The sequence below is a fragment of the Agrobacterium sp. K11 genome, from assembly GCF_059429395.1.
Genome location: NZ_JCAHRB010000004.1, coordinates 242,138 through 268,889 on the forward strand (window position 1 = coordinate 242,138; position 26,752 = coordinate 268,889).

A 26,752-nucleotide genomic window follows, 5' to 3' on the forward strand; every position below is an offset into this window, starting at 1 on the left:
TGAAGCATCTGACACGCTCCGTCATACCGGACGTGATCATGCGGGACCCCGGATCAAATCCGGGGTGTCGGCATATCGAGGCGCCTCAAAATCCGATAGTTTCCTCGAAATCATCCCAGGACTGGTACATTTCATAACGGCCGATACCCGGGATCGGCACATGTCCGTAATAGGGTGAAAGCTGGAACTCGGCGGCAGCCTCGCTTTTGCCGGCAACGGCGCTCACATAGATCGCGGAGGCGAGCCCGGTTCGGTTGGCGCCGTGTTCGCAATGGATGAGGATCGGTTTTTCAGCGTTGCGCAGCACGGCGACGAGCGTTTCCGCTTCCTCCACCGAGACCTTCTCGCTTGAACTCAGCGGATAATCGACCAGCCGGACGCCGTTGTTTTTCGCTGCCTGGCTTTCGGCGTCATACCAGCCTTCACGCTTTTCATCGCGCAGATTGATAATCGTCTTGATGCCGTAGGCCTTGGCATAGGCAGTGATGTCCTTGCCGCTCGGCTGGGCCGAACGATAAAGTTCGCCGGGAATGACCTCGTGAAAATTTCCGGTCAGCTGGCCGATGCCCATATGCGCGCCGGCCAGAACCGGCAGAGCCACCAGGCCAATGGCGGCAATTTTCAGAAACTTCAGAACTATACGCAAAACCTAAACCCGCAATATTCATCGGACGGGTGGGCAGGTGGCATTGCAAATCGGCGAAAACAAGTCCCGCAACGGCGAAAGCGGCCTCGGCGTGGCCGGCAACGACGCGGGCACCTTTACGAACCCCTTGCGAAACAAGGGGTTCAGGCGACAGCACGAAAATGTTCAAGAAACCGTGAGGGTCGGAAGCAGCGACAGCCGTTCAATCGAATTCCGCAGAAACGATGGTGACGCGCCATTCCAGCCGTTGCGGATCTACCGTTTCATTGTTGCGCAGTCGGAAAGAGCGGCACGCGGCAAAGGTCTCCCCGGCCTCGATCCGCCTTTCACTCACCTGATAGGGATCGAAGGCGACGGAGGCGCGGAAGGCGGGCTCGAACCCTTCAAGCGTATAGGTCAGGCGCTGCACGGCAACATTATTGTCGTTGCGGAAGCTGACGCGGATCGGCAATGCCGCATCCGTGCACGCCGCATCGAAGCTAGCCGTCGCAATCACATGGTCGAGCCGCTGGCTACCGCGCTGCCAGTCGTAAATGACAAAGGCGGCAGTGGTTCCCCAGATCAACAGCAGGCAGATGACGACCGGTTTGAGGTGCCGCGGAAACGCGATGAGGGTGAGAAGAAGAATGGCACTGAGAACGGCTCCGACAATCACGTCGCCCCTCCCCCATGAAAACTAACCCGCATGCGATCCTGTCCTCCCTTGCCCATTCCTGCCCGCAACATCAGCCCTATCCAGGTGTCGAAGCACCGGCGTTGCCGCAGACAGGCACAACTCTATGGTCGTGCCCCCCGCTGTCAAGACAACCAAGCGTGACCCCTCTCCCTTCGCTTTGACAAGGCGGCGAAAGGAACCAAACGCCGTTGAAGGCGTTCGCCGCATCAGAACAGCATGACGGGGCGGTAAAAAACGTCGCGATTTGGGCAAGGAAGGCCGGCAACGCGAGGGAACAATCTGCCCCTTGGAACCGCCGATCTCCGACCCATATTAAATGCACCTAATATATGTTATAGAAGTCAATCAGCTTAGGGAGAAAAACGATGAAAACGCTGATCGTAACGTCACTCTTGGCCCTGTCCGCCAGCACCGCGATGGCTGCGGATGCCGTCTACGAAACACCGGCGCCTCCGGTCGCGCAGGAAACCCTGCCGGTATTTACCTGGTCTGGTCCGTATCTTGGTATTCAAGGCGGCGCAGGCTGGGCGAACGGCGATTTTTCGGCTGGCGGCCCTGTCGCGTCGGATAGTTTCGATGGCGGCATTCTGGGCGCTTTTGCCGGTTACAATTACCAGTTCGACAATAATTTCGTCCTCGGTATCGAAGGCGATGTCGATTATAACTGGAACGACAATGACTATGCCGGCGTGAACATCGGCACCGACTGGCAGGGCTCTGTTCGTGGCCGTGTCGGTTACGCTTTCGACCGTGCCTTGATCTATGGTACCGCCGGCTGGACAGCGACGCGCGGTTTCATCGAAACGCCTGGCGCCGGCAAGGATAGCACCACGTTCAACGGTTACACCGTCGGCGCTGGCTTGGACTATGCCTTCACCGACAATGTGTTCGGCAGAATTGAATATCGCTACAATGACTATGGCGACAAGGACATCTTCGGCGTCAACACCGATTTCGACCAGAGCACCGTCAAGGTCGGCCTTGGTGTGAAGTTCTGATAGCGTCGTCAAACGTCAGCAAAAGAGCCCGGCCAAGTGCCGGGCTTTTTCTTTGTCGGAACGCCGCACCAGCTTCGCCCTGAGACTCTAAAAACGTGGAAAATGTGAACATCGCAAAAATGAGATATTCACGGACCGTTCAGCCGGCCCGTGCCATCATGCGGGCATAATGAGCCTCTATCTCCCGAAGCAGGCTTATGGAGTAGCCCTCGATGAAAAAGATCATTCTTACAACCCTTGCCGCGCTGGTTGCCACCGGCAGCGTCTTCGCGTCCTACGGCACCGCTGCCGCGCAGGACTATCCCTATCGTCCGCGCTACGACCGTGGCGGCCCGCCCCCACCGCCCTATCGCGAACACCGCCGCCACAATGATGGTGCTGCGATTGCCGGCGGACTGGCTGCAGGCGTTATCGGCGGCCTGATCGGCGGCGCAATCGCCAACGGCGGCAACAGCGGTCCCCGCTACTACGAGCCACCACCGCCGCCCCGCCCACGCTGCTGGTTCGAAGACCGCCGCGTTCCCAATTCCTATGATGGCGGCTGGCACACCGAAAGCATGCGGGTCTGCGACTGACCCCATAGCTGAAAATCCGTAATGAACAATCCGATCAGTCTGAATGGCTGGTCGGATTTTTTGTTGGATGAGCAAAATCCAAGGAATGCGCAATGATCGATGATGTATCGACTTGCTATACGGAATCGCACCAACTTGTTCAAAATATAAGGAAAATGGTGGGCCCGGAGAGACTCGAACTCCCAACCAAGCGGTTATGAGCCGCCGGCTCTAACCATTGAGCTACAGGCCCTTTCGGAAAAATTATCCGAAACACCGGCTTCGCAATGGTTCGAATCCGGTGGGTCACGCTCTAACGTAATTTTTACGGCCCGACAAGCCATTGATGCTATCGCAAGCTGCCGTTGCCGTATTAGCTTCACAATCTAAGGCAATACCCTGCAAAGGGACACAATCAACGAGGAAACACCATGACGACGACAAAGGCCCGCCTTTTCGCACTTAGTGCATTGACCGCAGCAGCAATGATGCCGCTTGCCGGTAATGCTCTTGCGCAGGATGCCACCCCGCGCGAAGCAACCATCAGTGTTTCCGGCGAAGGTCAATCGGCAATCGCGCCCGATATGGCGATCCTGTCATTCAGTGTCGTAAAGCAGGCGGAAACGGCGGCTGCGGCTCTGACAGAGAATTCCAAGGCGCTCGCCGAGGTTCTGAAATCGCTGAAGGCGTCCGCCATCGAAGACCGCGACCTGCAGACGAGCAATTTCTCCGTGCAGCCGCTTTATAAGCATTATGAACCGAAAGACGGCGTTTACGTCGCACCGGAAATTACCGGCTATCAAGTTTCCAACGGACTGACCGTGCGCGTACGCGACCTGAAGAAGCTGGGCGAGATACTCGATACCTCCGTCAAGCTCGGTATCAACCAAGGCGGCGATATTACCTTCACCAATGACAAGCCGGAAGCAACCGTGACCGAGGCCCGCAAGCAAGCCGTTGCCGATGCGCTGGCCAAAGCGAAAACGCTGACGGAAGCGGCGGGCGTGAAGCTTGGACGCGTGATCCAAATCAGCGAGAACATGCAGCGCCCCATGCCGGTGCCGCAGACCATGATGCGCGCTTCGATGGCGAAGGAGGCCGACAACGTGCCGATCGCTTCGGGTGAGAACAACTACAGCGTTGTGGTCAACGTCACCTTCGCCCTGGGCGAATAAAACAGTCGGAGCGGCGGCACTGCCCGCCGCCCGCATTTGCCGAACGGCTGCGCGTAACCGCCACCCGAGAGGCCACAAAAAGAAACGCCCCCCGCCTGTCATAACAAGCGAGGGGCATTTTTTCGATCCGCGCGAAGGGCGGGGGATTTCCGCGGATCAATATCAGCCGTTTAGCGACGGATCACCGGGCAACCACGCTCATTGGCGAAGAAGATGCGGTCAGGGCCGCGACGGTCGAAGCCTGCAACCACGACACGGCGCGGCGATACATCGACAACGCGCGCGCGGCGAAGACCCATGCGGCTAGCCTTTTCCTCCGCAAGCCGTGGCGAGCAACCGTAACGCGGGCGGTCAGGACGGCCCCAACCCGGACCAGGACGATCGGGACGACCCCAGCCCGGGCCGCGGCCTCTGTCATGACCGTATCCATCCTGAACCTGAACTCTGAGCTGAACATCCGGGCCAGCCGAAGCAGCTGGGGCGGTGACGGAAATTCCGCCGAGGGCGATGAGGGCAGCCAGGCCGGCTTTTGCGAAGGTGCTGAACATGAACTCACTCCGTTTGTTTCTGCGCCGGCAGGGACGTCCCCCGGCGATTGACGAGACCCTAGACCCGCCCGCCTGAACGCCGACAGAACCGCATGTTCAGCAGACGTTCAGAGACATTAACGGGAAAACGAAAGGAAAAGGCAGGGCTTTTGACGGGAATCATGGGGAGATATGCAGAACGATTTCACGGCGGTGCGGCCGGTCGCGATGTTCGAAAAGATAAAGGCCCTGCCATGTGCCAAGGGTAAGCCTGCCATCGCTGATCGGTACTCCGATGGAAACCGCGGTCAGGGCCGATTTGATGTGAGCAGGCATGTCATCAGGGCCTTCGAGCGTGTGGACGACCCAGCGCATGGAGACATCGTCGGAAGGTGGCACGAGGCGGGAAAAAAATATCGCCAGATCGCGTCGGACATCCGGATCGGCATTTTCCTGGATAAGCAGGGAGCAGGATGTGTGCCTGACGAAGACGGTCAAAAGGCCTTCGTCCACGCCTGCCTCCTTCACAAAGCGCTCGGCTTCGGACGTAAATTCGTAGAGCCCCTGCCCGTGGGTGGTGGTAATGGTCATTTTCTTCTGCGGCACGTTATTTCCTTTAGAAAATTCGGAACAAATTAGGCACTGCAAACGTTGGACCATGTCGAATTGTAACTGATGGCGAAAAGGCGTGCTTCCATGACATGGCGGCTGCCTTTAATAGAACGGAATACCGGCGTCACGGTTGCAAAAAAACGGGGAAGGATTGGCACTATCAGAATGAACCATTCAGGCTTTCCCGTCTGCGGACGACTAAACTATTTTCAGTGCAAGACAGGCAGAGGGTGCGAGAGATAGATTCATGGCATCCACTGATTATAATGTCGACCTGACAAATTGCGACCGCGAACCCATCCACATTCCAGGTTATATACAACCGCACGGCTGCCTGATCGCTTGCGATAACGCCATGCGCATTGTCCTACGACACTCGGAAAACTGTCGCGAGATTTTGCGCGTCGATGGCGATATCAACGGCAGAACCGCCGAAGAAGTGCTTGGTAAAAATCTCGTCCATGACCTTCGCAACGCACTCACGGTAACTGGCAGAACCACCCGCCCTGCCATGCTGCCCAATATGGAACTGCGCGATGGTCGCAGCTTCGATATTGCGCTCCACCGCTATAAATCCACGACGATCATCGAATTCGAACCGTCGGGGAGCGAGATCCAGCCGCTTGGCACCGCACGCAAGATGGTGGACCGCATTCGCGAGGCAGACACGGTCGAAAGCCTGATTTCGAGAACAACCCGGCTGGTAAAGGCGACCTTGGGTTACGACCGGGTGATGATCTACCGTTTCGAGGATGACGGTGCAGGCAAGGTCGTGTCGGAGGCAAAGCAGCCGGAACTGGAAAGCTTTCTCGGACAATATTTTCCGGCAAGCGACATACCGCAGCAGGCCCGCACGCTCTATCTTAAAAACACACTGCGCATCATCTCCGACGCCAGCGGAATACGAGTTCCCGTATTGCCCGCCATCGATGTGTCTGGTGAACCGCTTGATCTGTCATTCGCGCATTTGCGCAGCGTTTCTCCCATCCATTGCGAATATCTTCGCAATATGGGCGTTGGTGCCTCCATGTCGATTTCGGTGATCGTCGATGGCGCCCTGTGGGGTCTTATCGCCTGCCACCATTATTCGCCACGCGTTCTGACGATGTCAGTCAGGATCGCCGCAGAAATGTTTGGAGAGTTTTTCTCCATGCATTTGCAGGTCCTTAAGCAGAAGCGCAAACTCGATACCGTCAACCACGCCCATGCCGCTCTCGACCGCTTCCTCCGGCTCGCCGCCCATCACGCACACATCGAGGAACTGCTGATCGACAGTTTCCAGGATTTTGCCGATCTGATGCCATGCGACGGCGTCGGTCTTTGGGTGGACAACAACTGGCACGGCCACGGCGCAACGCCGCCCGCGGATGCCATTCCAAGGCTGGCGCGCTTCGTAACCTCTGTCAGTGAGGGAAGGGTCTGGGCAACCCATGCCATCTCGCAAGCCATACCGGAAGCGGAGATTTATGCAGATATCGCAGCCGGAATGCTCGCCATTCCGCTGTCGCAGGTCAAAAACGACTATCTGCTGTTTTTCCGCAGGGAGATCGTGCAGAACCTGAACTGGGCCGGCAACCCGGAAAAATCCTATGAGACCGGTCCGCTCGGCGATCGTCTCACGCCGCGCAAGAGCTTCGCGATCTGGAAGGAGACCGTGCGCCTGCAGGCGCAGCCATGGTCAGATGCGGACCGGGAAATTGCCGAAGCCGCAAGAATAGCGTTGGTCGAGGTCGCATTCCATCACAGCGAGCTGATGGCGGGCGAAAGGGAGCGCGCGGAAGTGCGCCAGCGCATGCTGAACGAGGAACTCAACCACCGCGTCAAGAACGTTCTCGCCATTATCAAATCGCTGGTCGGCAATCCCTCGCAGGAGGGTAAAACCCTTCAGGAATATGTCGGTGCGCTGAAGGGTCGTATCCAGGCATTGTCCTTTGCCCATGACCAGATCATTCGCGGTGAAGGCGGCGGGTCGTTGCGCGACCTGCTGGACGCCGAATTGTCGCCGCACCGTTCAGCCGAGGCTATTGTTGATCTCGCCGGACCACAGGTTACGCTCGATTCGCGCGCATTTTCCGTCATGGCCCTCGTACTGCATGAACTGGCGACGAATGCTGCCAAATACGGCGCGCTTGCGCAGACCGGCGGAAAACTGGATCTGCGCTGGGAAGTCGACGAAAACCGCGATTGCCTGATACATTGGCGCGAAACTCTGCCTACCAAGCTGCCCACACCATCACGCTCCGGGTTCGGCACGGCGCTCATCAGCCGCAGCATCCCCTACGATCTGGGTGGACGCAGCACCATCCGGTATTTGCCTGATGGGCTGGAGGCGGAAATTCTCCTGCCCTCCCGCCATATCTCAGCAGTCATGACAGCTTCCGAGATGAAGACGGAGGATGACACCGTACCACAACCCAGACGGTCCAACCGGGAGGAAACGTTGAAAATATTGCTCGTAGAAGACCAGATGCTGATCGCCATGGATGTGGAAAACATGCTGGAAGACAACGGCATCAAGACAATCGAAACCGCGACCTCCTCGGCAATGGCCATCGAGAAGCTGAAGAGCTACGTGCCGGATGTGGCTATCCTCGACATCAATCTCGGTTCCGACACCTCCATCGCCGTCGCACGCGAGCTTCACCGCCGCGGCATCCCCTTCCTGTTCGCCACCGGCTATGCCGATGCCAGCATGGTGCCTGACGACTTCGGCAACGTGCCTGTTATCAGGAAGCCGTACGACGAAGATGCGCTGATGGCGGGTATCGGGCTGTTGGTCGGGGATACGGAGAGGGTGTAAGCTCCTAGCCCTGCTGGCCGACATATGTCCAGACTGGACGTTATCCTTGGGCTTGTCCCAAGGATTTAAACACGTCTACGAGATCAGTCGGTTGCATATCCTCGGGACAAGCCCGAGGATGACGGAGTGGCGGACGGAAACCTTCGTCAGCAAACCAAAAGTTTAAAAAAACTAGCCTTCATTGAAATCGGGTGAAGCCCCGCTTTTTCGCCTCATCTGGTGTTAAGGCGTTCCCAATTTTAAACCGGAAGGCCGTCACGGCGTAGTTATCCAGATCGACTTCGCACTGAAAAGACACATCGTGCCAGCTATTGCCGGTGTTGAATGCGCCGCCGGAAGCATCAATCGAATTCCCCGATATCCTCCCGCCCGTATCCGAATAGGGTATCATGCCACGGGCGGCAAAACCCGCGCCCTGAATTTGCGCCAGAGCCTCCGTGCTGCAAAGCTGAACAATGCGGCGGCGGGGCGGCAGATCACCAAACATCTGGCGTCTTTGGGCCGGAGAAAGCAGCGACGAAGACAATAATTGTTTCGCGGCCGGAAGTTTCGCGGGCTTCTCCTTTGCCACCTCGGCAGGTTTTTCGTCAGCCGGTTTCTCCTGCGGCACAGGCGCCTTTTCCGGCTCAGCCTCTTGCTTGACGGGTGAAACCGCAATTTCTCCCTGTTCGGCGGAAGCCTTGAGATCGCCGTTGGCGGCAGATGGCGCGGGCTTGTCCTCAGCCGTCTTTTCAGGCTGGCTTTCAGGCTCCTTGGAAGGCTCGGTCTTGTCCGCTTCCTCCGCCTTACCTGGCTTGTCCTCTGGGTCCGCCTGCGTCTCCTCCGGCCGCATGGCGATCGCCGGCAGCGTCGCCTGCAAGGGCGGCGAAGGTTTCGGCTCCTCTGCCGGCGGAGCGGGCGGCGGTGGTGGAGGCTGCGGCTTTTCTTGCTTTGCCTGCTCGGCGGCGGGAGGCTTGGCTTCTTCCGGCTTCTTTTCCTCAGGCGGCGGCACCAGATCAACGCTGATGCTTTCCGGCTCCTGCGGTTCGGCTATGCGTTCGGGCAGCTCGAAAAGAAAGATCGCGACCACAGCCAGATGCAGCAACACGGAGACGGGCACCGCCCATCCCTTCCCTCGCCATCTGCTTGCCGAAACCTGTTGCATGTTATCGAGCCAAATCGAACCTGAGCATTTCCGAAAACGCGGAACGCTTTGTTTTTACACATAAGGCTTGTCGCAGAGATCGCCAGTGCGGGAAACAAAAAACCCGGCCAGAGGTGACTGACCGGGTTCAATTTTAAAGCAGGCAAAGGCTTAGCTGTCGAGGAAGCTTCTGAGCTTTCTGGAGCGGCTCGGATGCTTCAGCTTGCGAAGTGCCTTCGCCTCGATCTGGCGAATACGTTCGCGCGTGACCGAGAACTGCTGGCCGACTTCTTCCAGCGTATGGTCGGTGTTCATGCCGATGCCGAAACGCATGCGCAGAACACGTTCTTCACGCGGCGTCAGCGAGGCGAGAACGCGGGTCGTCGTCTCGCGCAAGTTGGCCTGAATGGCGGCGTCGATAGGCAGCAGCGCGTTCTTGTCCTCGATGAAGTCGCCGAGATGCGAATCCTCTTCGTCACCCACAGGGGTTTCGAGCGAAATCGGCTCCTTGGCGATTTTCAGAACCTTGCGCACCTTTTCAAGCGGCATGGCCAGCTTTTCCGCCAGCTCTTCCGGGGTCGGCTCGCGGCCGATCTCGTGCAGCATCTGGCGCGAGGTGCGAACGATCTTGTTGATCGTCTCGATCATGTGAACCGGAATACGGATCGTGCGCGCCTGGTCGGCGATCGAACGGGTGATCGCCTGTCTGATCCACCATGTCGCATAAGTCGAGAACTTGTAACCACGGCGATATTCGAACTTGTCCACCGCCTTCATCAGGCCAATATTGCCTTCCTGAATGAGATCGAGGAACTGCAGGCCGCGGTTGGTGTATTTCTTGGCGATGGAGATCACGAGACGCAGGTTGGCCTCGACCATCTCCTTCTTGGCGATACGCGCTTCGCGCTCACCCTTCTGTACCATGGAAACGATACGGCGGAATTCGGCGATGGAAATACCGGTTTCCGTCGACAGATTCTGGATTTCCTGACGGATCTCGCGGATCGTGTTGCTTTCCTCGCGGGCGAATTCCTTCCAGCCGCGGGCGGCCAGATTGGCAATCGACTTCATCCAGTTCGGATCGAGTTCCGCACCGTGATACTGCTCGAGGAAGCTGTCGCGCTTGACGCCATAGGATTCCGCAAGGCGCAGCAGCCGGCCTTCGTTCTGCATCAGACGCTTGGAAATATCGTAAAGCTGCTCGACAAGGCTGTCGACACGGTTCTGGTTCAGCGACAGCGACTTCACAGCCGTGATCAACTGGTCCTTGAGATCCTTGTAGCGGCGCTCCTGACCGGAGGACAGGGTCCCCGTGCAGGCAAGGCGAGCCTCGACCTGCTGGTCCTGAAGCTTGCGCAGCTTCTTGTAGGTGTCGGCAATGGTGTCGAGCGTTTCCATGACCTGCGGACGCAGCTCGGCTTCCATCGCGGCAAGCGAAAGGTTGGACTCGTCGTCGTCCTCTTCTTCCTCTTCCGGCGGCAGGCCATCGCCACCCACATCAGTCACATCCTCGTCACCGGAGGGCGCACGCAGTCTGCGGGTCTTTTCCTTCTCTTCGGCGGCCTTGCGGTCCGCCTCGATCTTTTCCGGGCTCTGGAACTGCGGGGCAGCCTTGGCTTCCGGGCCGGAATAAGTGGTTTCGAGATCGATAATCTCGCGCAGCAGCGTCGTGCCTTCGTTGAGTTCGTCGCGCCAGATGATCAGCGCCTGGAACGTCAACGGGCTTTCGCAAAGGCCGGAGATCATCGTTTCGCGGCCGGCCTCGATGCGCTTAGCGATGGCGATTTCGCCTTCGCGCGACAGAAGCTCTACGGAACCCATTTCGCGCAGATACATGCGCACAGGATCGTCGGTACGGTCGGTCGGTTCTTTTTTCTTCGCGGTCGCAAGCGCGGTACCGCCGGAAGGTGCCAGTTCGCCGCCTTCGGACTCTTCGTTATCGGAATCGTCGCTTTCGGCTTCGCCCGGTGCTTCCTCGGCATCCTCGTCCTCGATAACGTTGATGCCCATATCGGACAGCATCGCCATCGTGTCTTCGATCTGCTCGGACGTCACTTCTTCGGACGGCAGGACGGAATTCAGCTCGTCCATCGTCACATAGCCGCGCTTCTTGGCGGCCTTGATCATCTTTTTGACCGCGTCATCCGAAAGATCGAGAAGCGGACCGTCCGTCGCACCGTCGCGTTCGTTTTCTGCTTCTTCGTTTTCTTTGACTTTGGTTGCCATCTATCTCGTCGCTTTCCCTGACGCTAACACCTGTTCCGCCGCATCGCCGTTCGCCTTGAGAGCATCCGGCTGATAACAGCGAATCACTGTCAGACACCTAACGGAGTGATCTTTAATTGCCGATTAACCACGGCAGCCTCAGGCAGAATGCAAAGACAGTGCACCCGAAAATGCTTGCTCATGCAATTTCTATCCGCCAAGGCTCATTCCACCTTACTATTCCTGAATTGGTGATTCCCGCTATTTCCCGCCCCGTCAAGCCTTTGAGGGCGAGACAGCCACGGAAATTCATAAAAAGGGCCGCATTTTGCGAGTTATCACCAGACTACCCCCTATTTAGGGCGCTTGCAGCAAAAGGCAACCCCACACGTCTTTCTATTCTTGGCCGCAGTCCTCAGCCATGGCCGACAGCAGGACCCTTTACCCGGCCGGACATGACGCCGAAACCATCGATGATCGCTTCCTGATTTTCCATTCGGCCGATTTCCAGCTGAACTTCGGCCAGCGCCCGCACCAGAAGCGTGCCGCGTTCGTCGTCCGTCGCCTCGCCTATTTCCCGTTCCAGCTCGCGCTTCTGCCAGAGCAGGGATTTCGTCCTCTTGTGCAGGGAAAGCGCCTGCACATATCCCTCACGCGCATCTTCCAGCGCCGCCTGTTCCGTGGCCGTCCACAGGCGCGCATTGCGCACCTGCTGGTCCATGGTTTTCAAAAGCACCTCGAAACCCTGCTGCGACAGGCGCTCGATCAGCCCTGCCCGCGAAATCTCGGCCGCACTTTCCGCAGCAAAGGTCAGCACAGTCGACCACAGGCGTTGCAGATCGCGGTTTTCGTAATCGATCGCGGCGATCTCGTCATATTCCTCAAGCAGCAGTTCGGGATGATTGACGATGGTGATTGCGAGAACGCTTTCGCGAAGTGAAGGCTTGGTCTGGTGCCCCCTGACCAGACCGGACTGGGTAAGCCGGTCGGAAATGTTGCTGGCCGGCGCAGCCATGGCTCCACCCCGTCCGGAAGCGTTCCTCTGGAACCCGCGCCCATTACCCTGCTGGCCATCGCGACGGAAATTTCCACCCTGCGAACCGCCCTGCTGAAAACGCGGCTGGAAGAAGGCATTCAGCCTGTCGCGCATATCCTGCTGGTAAAAACGCCGCACGGCCTCGTCGCCGATGACGGCAACAATCTGCCGCAGCCGGCTTTCAAGCTGGGCACGCTTTTCAGGCGTATCGAAAGTCACCGAAGACGTCTCGCGGCTCCAGATCATCGCCGCGAGCGGTTTTGCCTCGGAAAGCACACGGTCAAAAGGCGCACGCCCCTCCAGCCGCACGAGATCATCAGGGTCTTTTCCGTCGGGCAAAAGCGCAAAGCTCACCGAACGATCAGGCTTGATATGCGGCAGGGCGAGATCGGCTGCGCGGTTGGCGGCACGAATGCCGGCGCCGTCGCCATCAAAGCAGAGGATCGGCTGCGGCGACATTTTCCACAGGAGCTCAAGCTGGCTTTCCGTCAGCGCCGTGCCGAGCGGGGCGACAGCATTTTCGACACCCGCCTGATAAAGCGCAATGACATCCATATAACCTTCGACGGCAATGACGGTGCCGCCGGAAGCCTGCGAGGCGCGCCGCGCGCGGGCGAAATTGTAGAGAACATTGCCCTTGTGAAAAAGCTCGGTCTCGTTGGAGTTCAGATATTTGGCCACTGCATCCGCCGCCATGGCACGGCCGCCGAAAGCGATCACCTTTTCGCGCGACGACAGGATCGGGAACATGATGCGGTCGCGGAAGCGGTCATAGGAAACCGGCACGTTTTCATGCACCACCAGCCCGCAGGCTTCCATCTGTTCGCGCGCCACACCCTTGCTCGCCAGATGCTCCTTCAGCGCATTGCGGCTATCTGGTGCAAAACCGAGCCTGAATGTCTCGATGGTGCGCCCAGTCAGCCCGCGATCGCGCAGGTAAGCCCGCGCCCGCGCACCAAGCGCGGTCTGCAACTGATCCTGAAAGAACAGCGTCGCCATTTCCATGACGTCCTGCAACGAGGTGCGCTCGCGCTCGCGCTTCTCAGCCTGCGGATCGGGCTGCGGCATGGAGATGCCGGCCATGTCGGCGATCTGCTGAACGGCTTCGGGGAAACTCAACCCCTCGAGATCGGTGAGAAACCGGAAATGATCGCCGGAAACACCGCAACCGAAACAATGGTATCGCCCCTTGCGATCCTCGCAATGAAAACTCGGGCTTTTTTCGCCATGGAACGGGCAGCAGGCCCAATAATCGCCCCGCGGCGTATTGGTCTTCTTCTTATCCCAGGACACACGTCTGCCGATCACATCGGAGATGTTCACGCGGTCGCGTATCTCATCGAGAAAAGAATTGGAAAATCGCATGGGTTACCTGTTCGAGGCCAGTCTTTCATATAAGCGCAGAAAGGGGTCAGTACCAAACCCAAAGAACCGGAATACCCGATATTCACAGGCCATCGCACTAAAACCGCATCGCCGCTGTCGCCCGCTTCGGGCAAATTTATGGCAGCGCATCATCACAAAAAATTATGTTTTTGTAATTTGAGCCAACCGTCGCCGAGGTATAAAACATATTCAAAGGCAGCGCCCGGACATTCTCATAAAGCTGCTGACGCCCGCAGGCACGTCCCCCGAAAAACGCCTGCGCGTGACCGCATTTTGATCCGCCGAAATGCGCCTTCGTCGGCAGCAAAAAGGCAGGGCAGCCATGGCTGCCCTGCCTTTACTTTTTCCGAACGGGCGAAACCTACTTCAGCAAATCCTTGACGACGCCGGAGGCTTTCGCGAAGTCGATCTGGCCGGGATAGCGCTCCTTGAGCGCATTCATGCACTTGCCCATGTCACGCAGGCCGGAGGCGCCGGTTTCGCTGATGACGGCCTGGCACAATTCGCGCACCTTTTCGGCCGGAATTTCTTCCGGCATGAATTCCTTGATGATGACGATTTCCTCGCGCTCCTGAGCGGCAAGCTCGGCGCGACCGGCACCATCATAGATGCTGGCGGACTCTTCCCGCTGTTTCACCATCTTGGTCAGGATCTGCATGATCTCGTCGTCGGTGACGGGGTCCTTGCCCACGCCGCGATTGGCAATATCGCGATCCTTGATGGCCGCCTGGATGAGACGCACGGTCGATGTACGCCGGGCGTCACGAGCCTTCAGCGCGTCTTTCAGAGTATTAGCGAACGTGTCGCGCATCATTTCTTCTTCTCCTTGGGAAAGTGCATTCCGCAGCGTCTCGACACGGAAACTTTCCACCTTATTTTTCGAAACGACATAACCGAGCAAACCCGCTCAAGCAAATCAAATGCATAAGCCCTTGAATGTGCGAAGGTTTAATTCCGCGTAAATCTTGAGCCTGCGGTTGACCGTTTAAGCAGCTTTCGTTATTTTCCGGCACCTGCACGAGATTTTAACGAAGGGTCAAAACGCGAGTTTTTCGCGCGCCCCTTTATGTCACGAAGCCTGCGACAAAAAATGGCCCCTCTCCCCCTGCCTTTCAAGAGGCGGGGTGCGAAGCGGCAGAAACGGAACGAGATGACCGAGACAGCGCCCTGGACTACCCGCAAACCGACCGCAATGCTTGTTCTTGCCGATGGCACAGTGATCGAGGGAACGGGGATCGGCGCAACCGGCAAGGTACAGGCCGAAGTCTGCTTCAACACCGCACTGACCGGTTACGAAGAAATCCTGACCGATCCGTCCTATCTCGGCCAGATCGTCACCTTCACCTTCCCGCACATCGGCAATGTCGGCACCAATGAGGAAGACATCGAAGACCTGACGCCAGCCGCCCGCCGGGGCGCAGTCGGCGTCATCTTCAAGGCCGACATCACCGACCCTTCGAACTTCCGCGCCGCCAAGCATCTGGATGCCTGGCTGAAAGCCCGCGGCGTCATCGGCCTTTGCGGCATCGACACGCGCGCGCTGACGGCATGGATACGCGAAAACGGTGCACCGAACGCGGTGATCGCCCATGATCCCAACGGCGTGTTCGACATCGAGGCGCTGAAGGCGGAAGCCAAGGCATGGAGCGGTCTCGTCGGCCTCGACCTCGCCATCGAAGCCACATCCGGCCAATCCTCCACCTGGACGGAAACGCCTTGGGTTTGGAACGAGGGTTACGGCACGCTGAGTGAAGCCGATGCGAAGTACCATGTCGTCTGCGTGGATTTCGGCGTCAAGCGCAACATCCTGCGCCTCTTCGCCGGTCTCGATTGCAAGGTCACGGTGGTTCCGGCCCAGACATCCGCCGAAGACATTCTGGCATTGAAGCCGGATGGCGTTTTCCTTTCCAATGGTCCGGGAGACCCGGCAGCGACAGGCGAATATGCCGTACCGGTCATTCAGAACCTCATCAACAGCGACCTGCCGATCTTCGGCATCTGCCTCGGCCACCAGATGCTTGGCCTGGCCGTCGGCGCCAAGACTGAAAAGATGCACCAGGGCCACCACGGCGCCAACCATCCGGTCAAGGATTTCACCACCGGCAAGGTGGAAATCGTGTCCATGAACCATGGTTTTGCGGTTGACGCCAAGTCGCTGCCTGATGGCGTCGAAGAAACCCACACGTCGCTGTTCGACGGCACCAATTGCGGCCTGCGCATCGTCGGCAAGCCGGTCTTCTCCGTCCAGCACCATCCGGAAGCATCGCCCGGCCCGCAGGACAGCCACTATCTCTTCCGCCGCTTCGTCAACCTGCTGCGCGAGAGACAAGGTGAGGCAGCGCTCGCCGAGCGCTGAGACATCTTCGGAAAATCAGGAAAGATATACGGCCCGCTTTCAGCGGGCCGTTTTCATTTCACGCTTCACCAGAATGACGAAACGTATAGTCAGGAGAACGGCCGCCGTCGAAAGGCCGATCACGAAACCGAACCAGACGCCGCGTCCGCCAAAGCCGAGCGGAAAGGCCATGGTCCAGGCCAGCGCCAGCCCGATCGGCCAATAGGAAATCAGCGCCAGCATCGCCGGAATGCGCGCATCCTTCAATCCGCGCAGCAAACCTGCTGTCACGGCCTGGATACCATCGACCAGCTGGAAGATGCCGGCGATCACTACGAGGCTGCTTGCGTAGGCAAGCACTTCCGCCGCTTCCGGCAACTTCGCGTCAAGAAACCACTTCGCCAGAAATTCCGGAACAGCCGCAAACAGGATGCCGCCGCAAACGGCAATGCCGCAGGCAATCGCGTAGACCATGATGGCGGCGCGCACGAGGTTCCTGAAATCACCCTGACCGAACGCGACACCGACCCTCACGGTCGCCGCCTGCGACAGGCCGAGCGGGATCATGAAAGCGATGGAGGCAAGCTGCAGGGCGATGCCATGCGCCGCAAGCTGCACGGTGCCAATCTGTCCCATCAGGATCGAAGCGGCCGCAAACAGCGTCACTTCGGCAAGGATGGTGATGCTGATAGGCAGGCCAAGGCGCAGCACTTCGAACAGCGCATGCCAGTCCGGCCGCCAGAAGCGCACGAACAGCTCGTATTTCCTGGTTTCCTCACGCGTCTGCACATAAGCGACGATGAAGATGAAGCTGAAGGCATTGACGATGACGGCGACGACGGCCGCGCCGTTCATGCCCATCACCGGCAATCCGAAATGGCCGAAGACCAGCGCATAGGCCATCAAGCCGTTCAGCACCAACATGATGATGGTGACATACAGAATGATACCGGCACGGCCGATGGCACTGACAAGCCCGCGCAGCACGTAAAAAAGCAGCGCCGGCAAAAGGCCGAACTTGGCGATGGCGAGATAATGGCCGGTCAACGCCGCAACTTCGGGGTTTTGCCCGAGATAGACCAGAATGCGCTCGGCGTTGAAGAATATCGGCAGGGCAAGAATCCAGTACGCGATTGCAACCCACATGCCCATGCGCAGCGAGCGGCGGGCAGCTGTCGCATCGCCCTGCCCGTAAGCCTGCGCTACCATTGGCACCACGGCCACGGAAAATCCCGAGCCGAAAATGAAGACAACGAAGAAGAACTGCCCGGCCAGCACCATGGCCGCCAGCTTCTCAGCTCCGAGCTGACCAACGATGACCATATCTGTAGTGTGGATGCCAAGCTGCGCGAGCTGCGCACCGACAAGCGGAATTCCAAGCGCAAGCGTAGCCTTGAAATGCGAAAGCCACGACCCCGATCCAGAGGGAACGGTTTCTGCAACAACCGACGAAGACATTGTAATTCACCTGAATTTTGGCCATTGCCCGCGAATTGCGCAATGGCAGCAGGTGATGAATAAAATATTCCCTTCCTGCACGCAACCTTTGCGGATCAATGATCAAAATTTACGCAGAACGGCAATTTTACGTCCACTTGGGCCGAAACGGCGTGACATAAAACAAATTTAGCCGAATTTTACCATTTCACTTTACGCATTAGAATATCGCGAAGTTCTTTCAAACCATAAGCTGCATGACGCAGAATGTTCCCGCCATTGAGGCATGTCTTTCCCATTATTTTCCAAGATGAGCCGAATGGGCACATCTGGTTCCAAGGACGTGTAGCTTGCCCAAAAAAACCAATCTCATGACGCGCATTCTGTTTGCGGCGTCATCGCTTGTCGTCGCCGCTTTTGCCGGCTTTTCCTTCTATATCGACAGTCTTCAGCACCAGGTGACAACGCAAGCCGTGGCGGAAAATATCGATTCGTCCGGCAAGCAGGCAGCGCAAAGCATCGCCAACTGGCTGAACGGGCGCATCATGCTGACCGAAACGGTTGCAAAGACGCTCGCCAAGCTCCCAGATGACGACGCCAAGCTGCAGTTCCTCCAGAACGACGTGCTGACGGCTCAGTTCATGTCCACCTATTTCGGCAATGCCGAAAGCGGCAGTTTCACGACTTTCCCGAAATTGCCATTGCCGGAAGGGTATGACCCGCGCAAGCGCCCCTGGTATCTGGACGCCGTCAAGGCCGGCAAGCCAGTACTGACCGAGCCCTATAGCGATGCGTCGACCGGCGGCCTTATCATCACTGCCGCCATTCCCGTGTCCATCAACGGCAAGCTGGCCGGCGTGACGGGTAGCGACTTCTCGCTGGATTCGCTGGTATCGATGATCAAGTCGGTGGATGCCGGCAAGGATGGATACGCCTTCCTCGTCAGCAAGGACGGCAAGATCCTCATGCATCCCGATGCGAAATTCGTCGACAAGCCGCTGACCGATCTCTTCAAGGTTGATACACCGGCAATTTCTTCCGCGATTTCGCAAACCGAGATCGACGGCAAGGGCAAGATCACCAGCTTCATTCCCGTCGCCGGTCTGCCCTCGGTCGATTGGTATCTCGGTTTCGTTGTCGATTCCGACGTCGCCTACAGCGCGATCGGCCAATTTCGCCTCGCGGCAACCATCGCGACAATCCTTGCCGCCGCGATCATGATCGCCCTGCTGGCAACCGTTCTCAGCCGTTTCATTGTTCGCCCCGTCACGCAGATGACTGCTGCCATGGAAAGGCTTGCCGCCGGCAATCTCGATGTCGCCATTCCCGGCCAGGAGCGCAGTGACCAGATCGGCTCGATGGCTGCGGCGGTTGCAGTATTCAAATCGAACGCCACGGAACGTCTGCGTCTTGAAGGCGACGCCGAACAGAACCGCACGCTTTCCGAACAGGAGCGCAACGAACGCGAACGACTGGCGGCGAAAGACGCGGCCGACATCCAGTTCGCAGTCGATTCGCTGGCAAAGGGACTGACGCACCTTTCGAACGGCGACCTCAACTACCGGATCGAGACACCTTTCGTGACCCGCATCGACCGCTTGCGCGACGACTTCAACAACTCCGTCGCCAAGCTGAACGTTGCCTTGAGCACAGTCGGCCAGAATGCACGCGCAATCGATGCCGGTGCTGGAGAAATCCGCCAGTCTGCCGACGATCTGGCCAAGCGCACCGAGCAGCAGGCCGCCTCTGTCGAGGAGACTGCGGCCGCGCTTGAGGAAATAACCACGACGGTCAAGGATTCCGCCCGCCGTGCCGAAGAGGTAGGCCGTCTGGTCGACCGCACGCGCAACAATGCCGAGCAGTCCGGCATCATCGTCGAGGACGCTGTTCGCGCCATGGAAGGCATCGAAAAATCGTCGTCGGAGATCAGCAACATCATTGGCGTGATCGACGAAATCGCCTTCCAGACTAACCTGCTTGCGCTGAATGCCGGCGTGGAAGCCGCCCGCGCCGGTGAGGCAGGCAAGGGTTTCGCCGTCGTCGCACAGGAAGTGCGCGAGCTTGCCCAGCGCTCGGCAAATGCCGCGAAGGAGATCAAGACGCTGATCAACGCCTCAACATCGCAGGTGCAATCCGGTGTCGATCTCGTCGGCAATGCCGGCAAGGCGCTGGAAACCATCGTGCGCGAAGTCCAGGAGATCAACCGCCACATCGACGCCATCGTAACGTCGTCGCGCGAACAGTCCACCGGACTTCAGGAAATCAACACCGCCATCAACACCATCGATCAGGGCACCCAGCAGAATGCCGCCATGGTCGAAGAACAGACTGCGGCAAGCCACGGCCTCGCCTCGGAAGCGGCGGCGCTCAACGAATTGCTTGCGCAGTTCCAGCTCGCCACGGCAACGCGGCGGCAGGCTGAATATGGGCGTGCTGCGTAGACCGAAAATAGCTCACTGGTGAGACAATCGCACCGTTACCCCGGATCCAGTCCGGCATGACGGAGGAGACGTTTCAGTCTTCATTATGGCCGGAGCGATCCGGCCATTTTTCTTGTCCGCCCTCAGCACGCGAAAAACCCTGTTCCCGCCACTCACACGATCAGCTAGAGCTTGATCGATCATGATTTGCGGAGGGATCTATGCTGGATTTGATTTGGCGCGGTATTGCCATGGGGGTGGGTGGCACCGTGTTTATGGATATATGGGCGATTGTGCTGCACCGGTTTTTCGGCCAGTCCGCCCCGAACTGGGCACCGGTCGGCCGCTGGTTCTGGCATGTGCCGAAGGGCAGGATATTCCACGATACTATCGCAACGGCCGCACCTTACGAGCATGAACTGGCGCTCGGCTGGGTCTCGCATTATGCCGTCGGCATTCTCTACGGCATCATTCTCGCCCTGATAGTGCCGGCCTCGTGGTTTTCAGAGCCGTCCTTCATTCAGCCTTGGATCGTGGGCATCGTCACAGTCGGCGCGGGCTGGTTCCTACTGCAACCTGGCCTCGGCATCGGCTGGGCGGCATCGAAGACGCCGAACCCGAACAAGGTTCGCTTTCTCAACCTCGTTGCCCATACGATCTTCGCGCTTGGCATGTATGCCGTGGCGCTGTTGATGCGCTGAATAAAAAGGGGGCTGAAAAGCCCCCTCGTTCATTTGATTCTCAGATATTCGCCGAAAAGGTGTCGCAGTCCTCGACGCGTCCGTTCTGGAAGCCGCGCTTGAACCATTCCATGCGCTGCGCCGACGTACCGTGGTTGAAACTGTCAGGCACCACATATCCTTGAGTCTGCTTCTGCAGGGTGTCGTCGCCGATCTGGTGGGCAGCGTTGAGCGCTTCCTCAAGGTCACCGGTTTCCAGAATTCCCTTCTGTTCGGTGAACTTGCCCCAGATACCGGCATAACAATCGGCCTGAAGCTCCACACGCACCGACATCTTGTTGGCATCCACCTGGCTCATGGACTGGCGGCGGCGGTTGAACTCCGGCAGGACACCGGTCAGGTTCTGGACGTGGTGGCCCACCTCATGCGCAATAACGTAAGCCTGCGCGAAATCGCCAGACGCGCCGAAACGCTTGTCCAGTTCACTGAAGAAACTGGTGTCGAGATAAACCTTGCGGTCACCAGGGCAATAGAACGGGCCGCTGGCCGCAGAGGCAGAACCGCAGGCAGACGCAACCTGCCCGGAAAACAGCACAAGGGTCGGTTTCTGATAGGTCTCGCCGGCGGACTGGAAAATGCCGCTCCACGTATCTTCCGTCTCAGCCAGCACGGTGCGCACGAAAGCCGTCGTCTCGTCGGACGATTGGCCCTGCGGCCGAGTGCCCGCCTGCTGGCCGGATTGCTGCGTGGTACCGCCCCCATCCAGTGAAATGTCTCCGCCCGAAAGCAGCGTCAGCGGATTGATGCCAAGCACCCAGCTTATCAGCAAGATCAGCAGAAGACCGCCAATGCCGATACCGCCGCCGCGGCGCCCAATCGGCACGCGCATTCCGCCACGCGAAAAAGGATCGTTGCCGGATGGCCCCGATCCCGCCGACATGCCGCGCCGATCCTCGATATTGTCCGACTGGCGGCGCCCTCTCCATTCCATGCTTTTCTCTCCGCAAACGTCGCCTCAACAGGCAACCTTATAACGGCACTATAATACATCTTGTTCCGGAAGAAAGCGGAGGTGGGTGCATTCGTTCAGGAGGCTCGCCGCCTTTGCGTGAAGACGGTCAGAGACAGCAGGGCAAACACGAACACGCCCGCGAAAAGCACCACAAGACCCGGCTGACCGTCACCGAAAGCAACCTCGTGAATGATCCGCCCCGGAACGAAGGTGAAACCGCCTGCGATGACGATACCGCCGAGATAAACACTCTGCATGATCCTCATATGGCGCCTGATTTCGCCCCTGCGCGCGAAAAGGACCGATTGCAGACAGCCATATATGGTGAGAACCGATAAAAGATGAATCGGGCTGAAACCGTAAAACACCCTCAATTCATGAATGAAGAAGGTCGAAACGGACGTCATGACCATCAGCGTCACCCAAATCCTGCCGAGTAGCCGGTGGATGGCGGTTCCTTTTGGGCGAAGAAAAATGAAGGCACCGAGAATCGCGGCCGGAACAACGGTGGCGACATGGAATTGCACGGCAAGCGGTGCGTCTAGCAAAGGCTGGAGTGACATGGTGAAGCGTTTTGACCCGGTTGAAATTATCGCTAACTTCGGCAAAACATGCGCGAAAGAAAAACGCATTGGCGTCAACCGCAGGAAAACTTCGTGGATCACCTCTCTTTGCAGTCCACGCTTCGTGAAATGCACGCCATCCTGCAATCGCGCAGACTGTGGCTGACCTTCCTTGCCATATTGGCGATCTTCATTCTGACCGGCCCTTTCGGGACAAGTGAGACCATGAGTTTCGCCGACCGGCTGCTTTACTGGACAATCGTTCAGGCTGGCGCATGGACGTTCGCAATATCCTTTTCCATCCTCGCCAACACCATCCTTGCCAGCAGCATTGAAAATATGCTGACACGCATGATGATCGGCTCGCTGACGGCAGCCCTGCCCATCGGGCTGCTGCTTTCCATCATGAACCAAATCTTTTCCGGCAGGGAAATGGGTTTCGCTGCCTTTCTGAAAAGCAGCCTGTCGGCCCTGCCGCTCTGCGCCATCTTTTGCCTGCTGAGCTACCTCACGGCCTGCCAGTCACGCGCAACGGCAACGGATGCCGTTGCGGACCCGAATGGAGATGCCAAAGGTGAGGTGAAAAGCATCGCGCCGCTGCTGGAGCGGCTGCCGCCGCAAAAGCGCGGCGAATTGCTGCGGCTGTCGGTGCAGGACCACTATACCGAAATCGTCACCACGCGCGGCCATCAGCTCGTTCTGCTGCGTTTTGCCGATGCGCTGAAAGAAATAGGCCTCACGGAAGGCTTACAGGTGCACCGTTCCCACTGGATTGCCATTTCCGACGTCGTCTCGTTACGTAAACAGGCTGGCCGTCTGCACGTCACTACAAGAGACGGCTCGGAAATACCCGTCAGCCGCTCCCATAGCGCGGCCGTGCAGGCCCGTTTCGCCGCGCATACACCGGCGGGTTAAGAGTTTCTGTCGATTCCGGAATTTATGGGGTTCCGTTCTCAAAAACATTTGCCTATAAGCCGCTTCTAGCCTGAAAACTTTGAATTGCGCGCCCCGGCCGGTGATCTTTCACCCTGGCTGGTGTTTTGCGCAACCAAAACGCGGAACGAGAGAGCCATGCCGAAGCGCCAAGATATCAAGTCCATCCTCATCATTGGCGCAGGACCGATCGTCATCGGCCAAGCATGTGAATTCGACTATTCCGGCACCCAGGCCTGCAAGGCGCTGAAGGAAGAGGGTTACCGGGTCATTCTGGTCAACTCCAACCCGGCCACCATCATGACCGATCCGGGCCTCGCCGACGCAACCTATGTCGAGCCGATCACCCCGGAAGTCGTTGCCAAGATCATCGCCAAGGAACGTCCGGACGCGCTGCTGCCCACCATGGGCGGCCAGACCGCGCTCAACACCGCGCTGTCCCTGAAGCGCATGGGCGTTCTCGACCGCTACAATGTGGAAATGATCGGCGCCAAGCCCGAAGCCATCGACATGGCTGAAGACCGCGCCCTCTTCCGCGAGGCCATGGCTCGCATCGGCCTCGAAACGCCGAAGTCCATGCTGGCCAACGCCACTGAAATCAAGGACGCCGACCGCAAGAAGCACGAAGCTGCCCGCGCCGAACTCAAGGCGAAGCTTTCCGGTGCGGAACTGGACAAGGCGCTGGACGATCTGGAAAACCAGTGGAACCTTGGCGAGACCGACCGCAAGCAGCGTTACATGGCGCATGCGATTGCAATCGCCGCCCAGGCGATCGACCATGTCGGCCTGCCAGCCATCATCCGCCCATCCTTCACGCTCGGCGGCACCGGCGGCGGCATTGCCTATAACCGCTCCGAATTCTTTGACATCGTCTCGGGCGGCCTCGACGCTTCGCCGACCACCGAGGTGCTGGTCGAAGAATCGGTTCTCGGCTGGAAGGAATATGAGATGGAAGTGGTCCGCGACACCGCGGACAATTGCATCATCATCTGCTCCATCGAAAACATCGATCCGATGGGCGTCCACACCGGCGACTCCATCACCGTTGCGCCAGCGCTGACGCTGACCGACAAGGAATACCAGATCATGCGCAACGCCTCGATTGCGGTGCTGCGTGAGATCGGCGTGGAAACCGGCGGCTCGAACGTGCAGTTCGCCGTCAACCCGAAAGACGGCCGCCTCGTCGTCATCGAAATGAACCCGCGCGTTTCGCGCTCGTCTGCTCTCGCCTCCAAGGCGACCGGCTTCCCGATCGCCAAGATCGCCGCCAAGCTCGCCATCGGCTATACGCTCGACGAGCTGGAAAACGATATCACCGGCGGCGCGACGCCTGCCTCGTTCGAACCGTCGATCGACTACGTCGTCACCAAGATCCCGCGTTTCGCCTTCGAGAAGTTCCCGGGCGCCTCGCCGATCCTCACCACGGCCATGAAGTCCGTCGGTGAAGTCATGGCCATCGGCCGCACCTTCGCAGAATCGCTGCAAAAGGCGCTGCGCGGCATGGAAACCGGCCTCACCGGTCTCGATGAAATCGAAATCCCCGGCTTCGAAGAGGGCGAAGGCTCCAAGAACGCCATCCGCGCCGCCATCGGCACGCCGACGCCGGATCGCCTGCGCATGGTCGCCCAGGCGCTGCGCATGGGAATGACGGAAGAAGAAGTCCACGAAAACTCGAAGATCGACCCTTGGTTCATCGCCCAGTTCAAGGCAATTGTGGACATGGAAGCCCGTGTCCGTGAGCAAGGCCTGCCGCAGGACGCAGAGAACCTGCGCATGCTCAAAGCCATGGGCTTTTCCGACGCCCGCCTGGCAATTCTGACGGGCAAGCGCCCAAAAGAAGTGGCCGAACTGCGCAACAGCCTCAATGTTCGCCCGGTCTTCAAGCGCATCGATACCTGCGCGGCAGAATTCGCCTCGCCCACCGCCTACATGTATTCGACCTATGAAATCCCCTTCGTCGGCGCCGCCCGCTCTGAAGCGCAGGTTTCCGACCGCAAGAAGGTCGTCATCCTCGGCGGCGGTCCGAACCGTATCGGCCAGGGCATCGAGTTCGACTATTGCTGCTGCCATGCTGCCTTCGCGCTGAAGGATGCAGGCTTCGAAGCGATCATGATCAACTGCAACCCGGAAACGGTTTCGACCGACTACGACACCTCCGACCGCCTCTATTTCGAACCGCTGACGGCCGAAGACGTGATCGAGATCATGCGCGCCGAACAGGAAAAGGGCGAACTGGTCGGCGTCATCGTGCAGTTCGGCGGCCAGACGCCGCTGAAGCTGGCCGAAGCGCTGGAAAAGAACGGTATTCCGATCCTCGGCACCGCGCCTGACATGATCGACCTTGCCGAAGACCGCGACCGCTTCCAGAAGCTGCTGATGAAGCTCGACCTCGCCCAGCCGAACAACGGCATCGCCTATTCGGTTGAACAGGCGCGCCTCGTCGCTTCGGAAATCGGCTTCCCGCTGGTCGTGCGTCCGTCCTATGTTCTGGGTGGCCGCGCCATGCAGATCATCCATTCGGAAGGCCAGCTCCAGACCTATCTGCTCGACACGGTTCCGGGCCTCGTGCCAGAGGACATCAAGCAGCGTTACCCGAACGACAAGACCGGCCAGATCAACACCCTGCTCGGCAAGAACCCGCTTCTGTTCGATAGCTACCTGACCAACGCCGTCGAAGTCGACGTCGATGCACTGTGCGACGGCGAAAACGTCTTCGTGTCGGGCATCATGGAGCACATCGAAGAAGCCGGTATCCACTCGGGCGACTCGGCCTGCTCGCTGCCGTCCCGTTCGCTGAGCAAGGAAACCCTCGACGAGCTGGAACGCCAGACGACGGCGCTTGCAAAGGCGCTCAACGTCGGTGGCCTGATGAACGTTCAGTACGCGATCAAGGACGGCACGATCTACGTTCTCGAAGTCAACCCGCGCGCCTCCCGCACGGTGCCCTTCGTTGCAAAAACCATCGGTGCGCCGATCGCCAAGATCGCTGCCCGCGTCATGGCCGGCGAAAAGCTTGATGCGGCGATTGCCGCTTACGGCAAGAAACCCGACCCGCGCAACCTGAAGCACATCGCCGTCAAGGAAGCCGTTTTCCCCTTCGCCCGCTTCCCCGGCGTCGACATTCTGCTCGGACCGGAAATGCGCTCGACCGGCGAAGTCATCGGCCTCGACACCGATTTCGCACTCGCCTTCGCCAAGAGCCAGCTCGGCGCCGGCGTCGACCTGCCGCGCTCCGGCACCGTCTTCGTCTCGGTGCGCGACGACGACAAGGACCGCGTATTGCCCGCAATTCGTATTCTGGTCGAGAGTGGCTTCAGGGTACTGGCAACCGGCGGCACCCAGCGTTTCCTTGCTGAACAGGGCATCAACGCCGAGAAGATCAACAAGGTGCAGGAAGGTCGTCCGCATATCGAAGACGCCATCCGCAACCGTCAGGTCCAGCTGGTCATCAACACCACCGACAGCAACAAGGCGATTTCCGACTCGAAGTCGCTGCGCCGCGCAACGCTGATGCAGAAGGTGCCCTACTACACGACGATGGCCGGTGCGGAAGCAGCAGCCCTTGCCATCAAGGCGCTTAAGGCCGGCAACCTGGAAGTGAAGCCCTTGCAGAGCTACTTCCTGTAAAATCAGC

The 26,752-nt window shown here is 58.6% G+C and carries 20 protein-coding genes and 1 tRNA gene; 9 read left to right on the forward strand and 12 right to left on the reverse strand.

Annotated elements, in window-relative coordinates:
- Positions 1–85 precede the first annotated feature (85 nt).
- Positions 86–646 carry a dual specificity protein phosphatase family protein gene (locus AC5SEO_RS10860; RefSeq protein ID WP_003513343.1) on the reverse strand — a complete coding sequence of 187 codons (561 nt, stop codon included), beginning with the start codon at positions 644–646 and terminating at the stop codon, positions 86–88.
- A gap of 202 nt (positions 647–848) precedes the next feature.
- The gene (locus AC5SEO_RS10865) at positions 849–1,301 is read right to left on the reverse strand and encodes a hypothetical protein (protein ID WP_003513344.1); all 453 of its coding nucleotides are present in this window, start codon (positions 1,299–1,301) and stop codon (positions 849–851) included.
- Between the two features lie 386 nt (positions 1,302–1,687).
- Between AC5SEO_RS10865 and AC5SEO_RS10870 the strand changes: the two genes are divergently transcribed.
- Both AC5SEO_RS10870 and AC5SEO_RS10875 read left to right on the forward strand, forming a co-directional pair.
- Positions 1,688–2,320: an outer membrane protein gene (locus AC5SEO_RS10870; protein ID WP_003513345.1), complete on the forward strand. Its 633-nt coding sequence runs from the start codon at positions 1,688–1,690 to the stop codon at positions 2,318–2,320.
- A 212-nt stretch (positions 2,321–2,532) separates the two neighbouring features.
- Positions 2,533–2,895 (forward strand): hypothetical protein, encoded by a 363-nt coding sequence (locus AC5SEO_RS10875; protein ID WP_003513347.1) that lies wholly within the window; start codon positions 2,533–2,535, stop codon positions 2,893–2,895.
- Between the two features lie 156 nt (positions 2,896–3,051).
- Here the strand turns inward: AC5SEO_RS10875 and AC5SEO_RS10880 are convergent.
- Positions 3,052–3,127: transfer RNA gene (locus tag AC5SEO_RS10880), tRNA-Ile, on the reverse strand.
- A 178-nt stretch (positions 3,128–3,305) separates the two neighbouring features.
- Between AC5SEO_RS10880 and AC5SEO_RS10885 the strand changes: the two genes are divergently transcribed.
- Positions 3,306–4,049: an SIMPL domain-containing protein gene (locus AC5SEO_RS10885; protein ID WP_113291192.1), complete on the forward strand. Its 744-nt coding sequence runs from the start codon at positions 3,306–3,308 to the stop codon at positions 4,047–4,049.
- A gap of 170 nt (positions 4,050–4,219) precedes the next feature.
- Here AC5SEO_RS10885 and AC5SEO_RS10890 read toward each other — a convergent pair whose 3' ends face one another.
- A complete protein-coding gene (locus AC5SEO_RS10890) occupies positions 4,220–4,597 on the reverse strand; it encodes a hypothetical protein (RefSeq protein ID WP_003513350.1) in 378 nt (125 codons plus the stop codon).
- Between the two features lie 159 nt (positions 4,598–4,756).
- A complete protein-coding gene (locus AC5SEO_RS10895) occupies positions 4,757–5,182 on the reverse strand; it encodes a secondary thiamine-phosphate synthase enzyme YjbQ (RefSeq protein ID WP_038491704.1) in 426 nt (141 codons plus the stop codon).
- Positions 5,183–5,435: 253 nt separating this feature from the next.
- Here AC5SEO_RS10895 and AC5SEO_RS10900 point away from each other — a divergent pair, with 253 nt between their 5' ends.
- Entirely contained in the window at positions 5,436–7,988 is a 2,553-nt protein-coding gene (locus AC5SEO_RS10900) for an HWE histidine kinase domain-containing protein (protein ID WP_174068541.1), read from the forward strand.
- Between the two features lie 178 nt (positions 7,989–8,166).
- Here AC5SEO_RS10900 and AC5SEO_RS10905 read toward each other — a convergent pair whose 3' ends face one another.
- The 4 genes from AC5SEO_RS10905 to AC5SEO_RS10920 form a co-directional block, all read right to left on the reverse strand.
- The gene (locus AC5SEO_RS10905; protein ID WP_038491710.1) at positions 8,167–9,087 is read right to left on the reverse strand and encodes a DUF930 domain-containing protein; all 921 of its coding nucleotides are present in this window, start codon (positions 9,085–9,087) and stop codon (positions 8,167–8,169) included.
- A gap of 195 nt (positions 9,088–9,282) precedes the next feature.
- Positions 9,283–11,337, reverse strand: a complete 2,055-nt coding sequence (rpoD, locus tag AC5SEO_RS10910; protein WP_003513359.1) for an RNA polymerase sigma factor RpoD — start codon at positions 11,335–11,337, stop codon at positions 9,283–9,285.
- A gap of 394 nt (positions 11,338–11,731) precedes the next feature.
- Positions 11,732–13,717: a DNA primase gene (gene dnaG, locus AC5SEO_RS10915; protein WP_003513370.1), complete on the reverse strand. Its 1,986-nt coding sequence runs from the start codon at positions 13,715–13,717 to the stop codon at positions 11,732–11,734.
- A 382-nt stretch (positions 13,718–14,099) separates the two neighbouring features.
- Positions 14,100–14,549 (reverse strand): GatB/YqeY domain-containing protein, encoded by a 450-nt coding sequence (locus tag AC5SEO_RS10920; protein ID WP_026330775.1) that lies wholly within the window; start codon positions 14,547–14,549, stop codon positions 14,100–14,102.
- A 339-nt stretch (positions 14,550–14,888) separates the two neighbouring features.
- Between AC5SEO_RS10920 and carA the strand changes: the two genes are divergently transcribed.
- Positions 14,889–16,094, forward strand: a complete 1,206-nt coding sequence (gene carA / locus AC5SEO_RS10925) for a glutamine-hydrolyzing carbamoyl-phosphate synthase small subunit (protein ID WP_035198637.1) — start codon at positions 14,889–14,891, stop codon at positions 16,092–16,094.
- A gap of 39 nt (positions 16,095–16,133) precedes the next feature.
- On the opposite strand, the gene AC5SEO_RS10930 is transcribed toward carA, so the two are convergent.
- Positions 16,134–17,531, reverse strand: a complete 1,398-nt coding sequence (locus AC5SEO_RS10930) for an MATE family efflux transporter (RefSeq protein ID WP_003513377.1) — start codon at positions 17,529–17,531, stop codon at positions 16,134–16,136.
- Positions 17,532–17,860: 329 nt separating this feature from the next.
- On the opposite strand from AC5SEO_RS10930, the gene mcpU reads away from it, so the two are divergent.
- The gene (gene mcpU, locus AC5SEO_RS10935) at positions 17,861–19,951 is read left to right on the forward strand and encodes a methyl-accepting chemotaxis protein McpU (protein WP_174068543.1); all 2,091 of its coding nucleotides are present in this window, start codon (positions 17,861–17,863) and stop codon (positions 19,949–19,951) included.
- Between the two features lie 200 nt (positions 19,952–20,151).
- Positions 20,152–20,631: a DUF2938 domain-containing protein gene (locus AC5SEO_RS10940; protein WP_038491718.1), complete on the forward strand. Its 480-nt coding sequence runs from the start codon at positions 20,152–20,154 to the stop codon at positions 20,629–20,631.
- Positions 20,632–20,671: 40 nt separating this feature from the next.
- Here the strand turns inward: AC5SEO_RS10940 and ypfJ are convergent, their stop codons facing one another.
- Both ypfJ and AC5SEO_RS10950 read right to left on the reverse strand, forming a co-directional pair.
- Positions 20,672–21,601, reverse strand: coding sequence for a KPN_02809 family neutral zinc metallopeptidase (gene ypfJ / locus AC5SEO_RS10945; RefSeq protein WP_003513383.1), 930 nt, complete (start codon positions 21,599–21,601; stop codon positions 20,672–20,674).
- A 95-nt stretch (positions 21,602–21,696) separates the two neighbouring features.
- A complete protein-coding gene (locus AC5SEO_RS10950) occupies positions 21,697–22,185 on the reverse strand; it encodes a DUF2306 domain-containing protein (protein ID WP_003513390.1) in 489 nt (162 codons plus the stop codon).
- A 48-nt stretch (positions 22,186–22,233) separates the two neighbouring features.
- Here AC5SEO_RS10950 and AC5SEO_RS10955 point away from each other — a divergent pair, with 48 nt between their 5' ends.
- Both AC5SEO_RS10955 and carB read left to right on the forward strand, forming a co-directional pair.
- The gene (locus AC5SEO_RS10955) at positions 22,234–23,100 is read left to right on the forward strand and encodes a LytTR family DNA-binding domain-containing protein (RefSeq protein ID WP_174068544.1); all 867 of its coding nucleotides are present in this window, start codon (positions 22,234–22,236) and stop codon (positions 23,098–23,100) included.
- 156 nt (positions 23,101–23,256) lie between these two features.
- On the forward strand, positions 23,257–26,745 hold the full coding sequence (gene carB / locus AC5SEO_RS10960) for a carbamoyl-phosphate synthase large subunit (protein WP_003513392.1): 3,489 nt from the start codon (positions 23,257–23,259) through the stop codon (positions 26,743–26,745).
- The last annotated feature ends 7 nt before the right edge of the window (positions 26,746–26,752 follow it).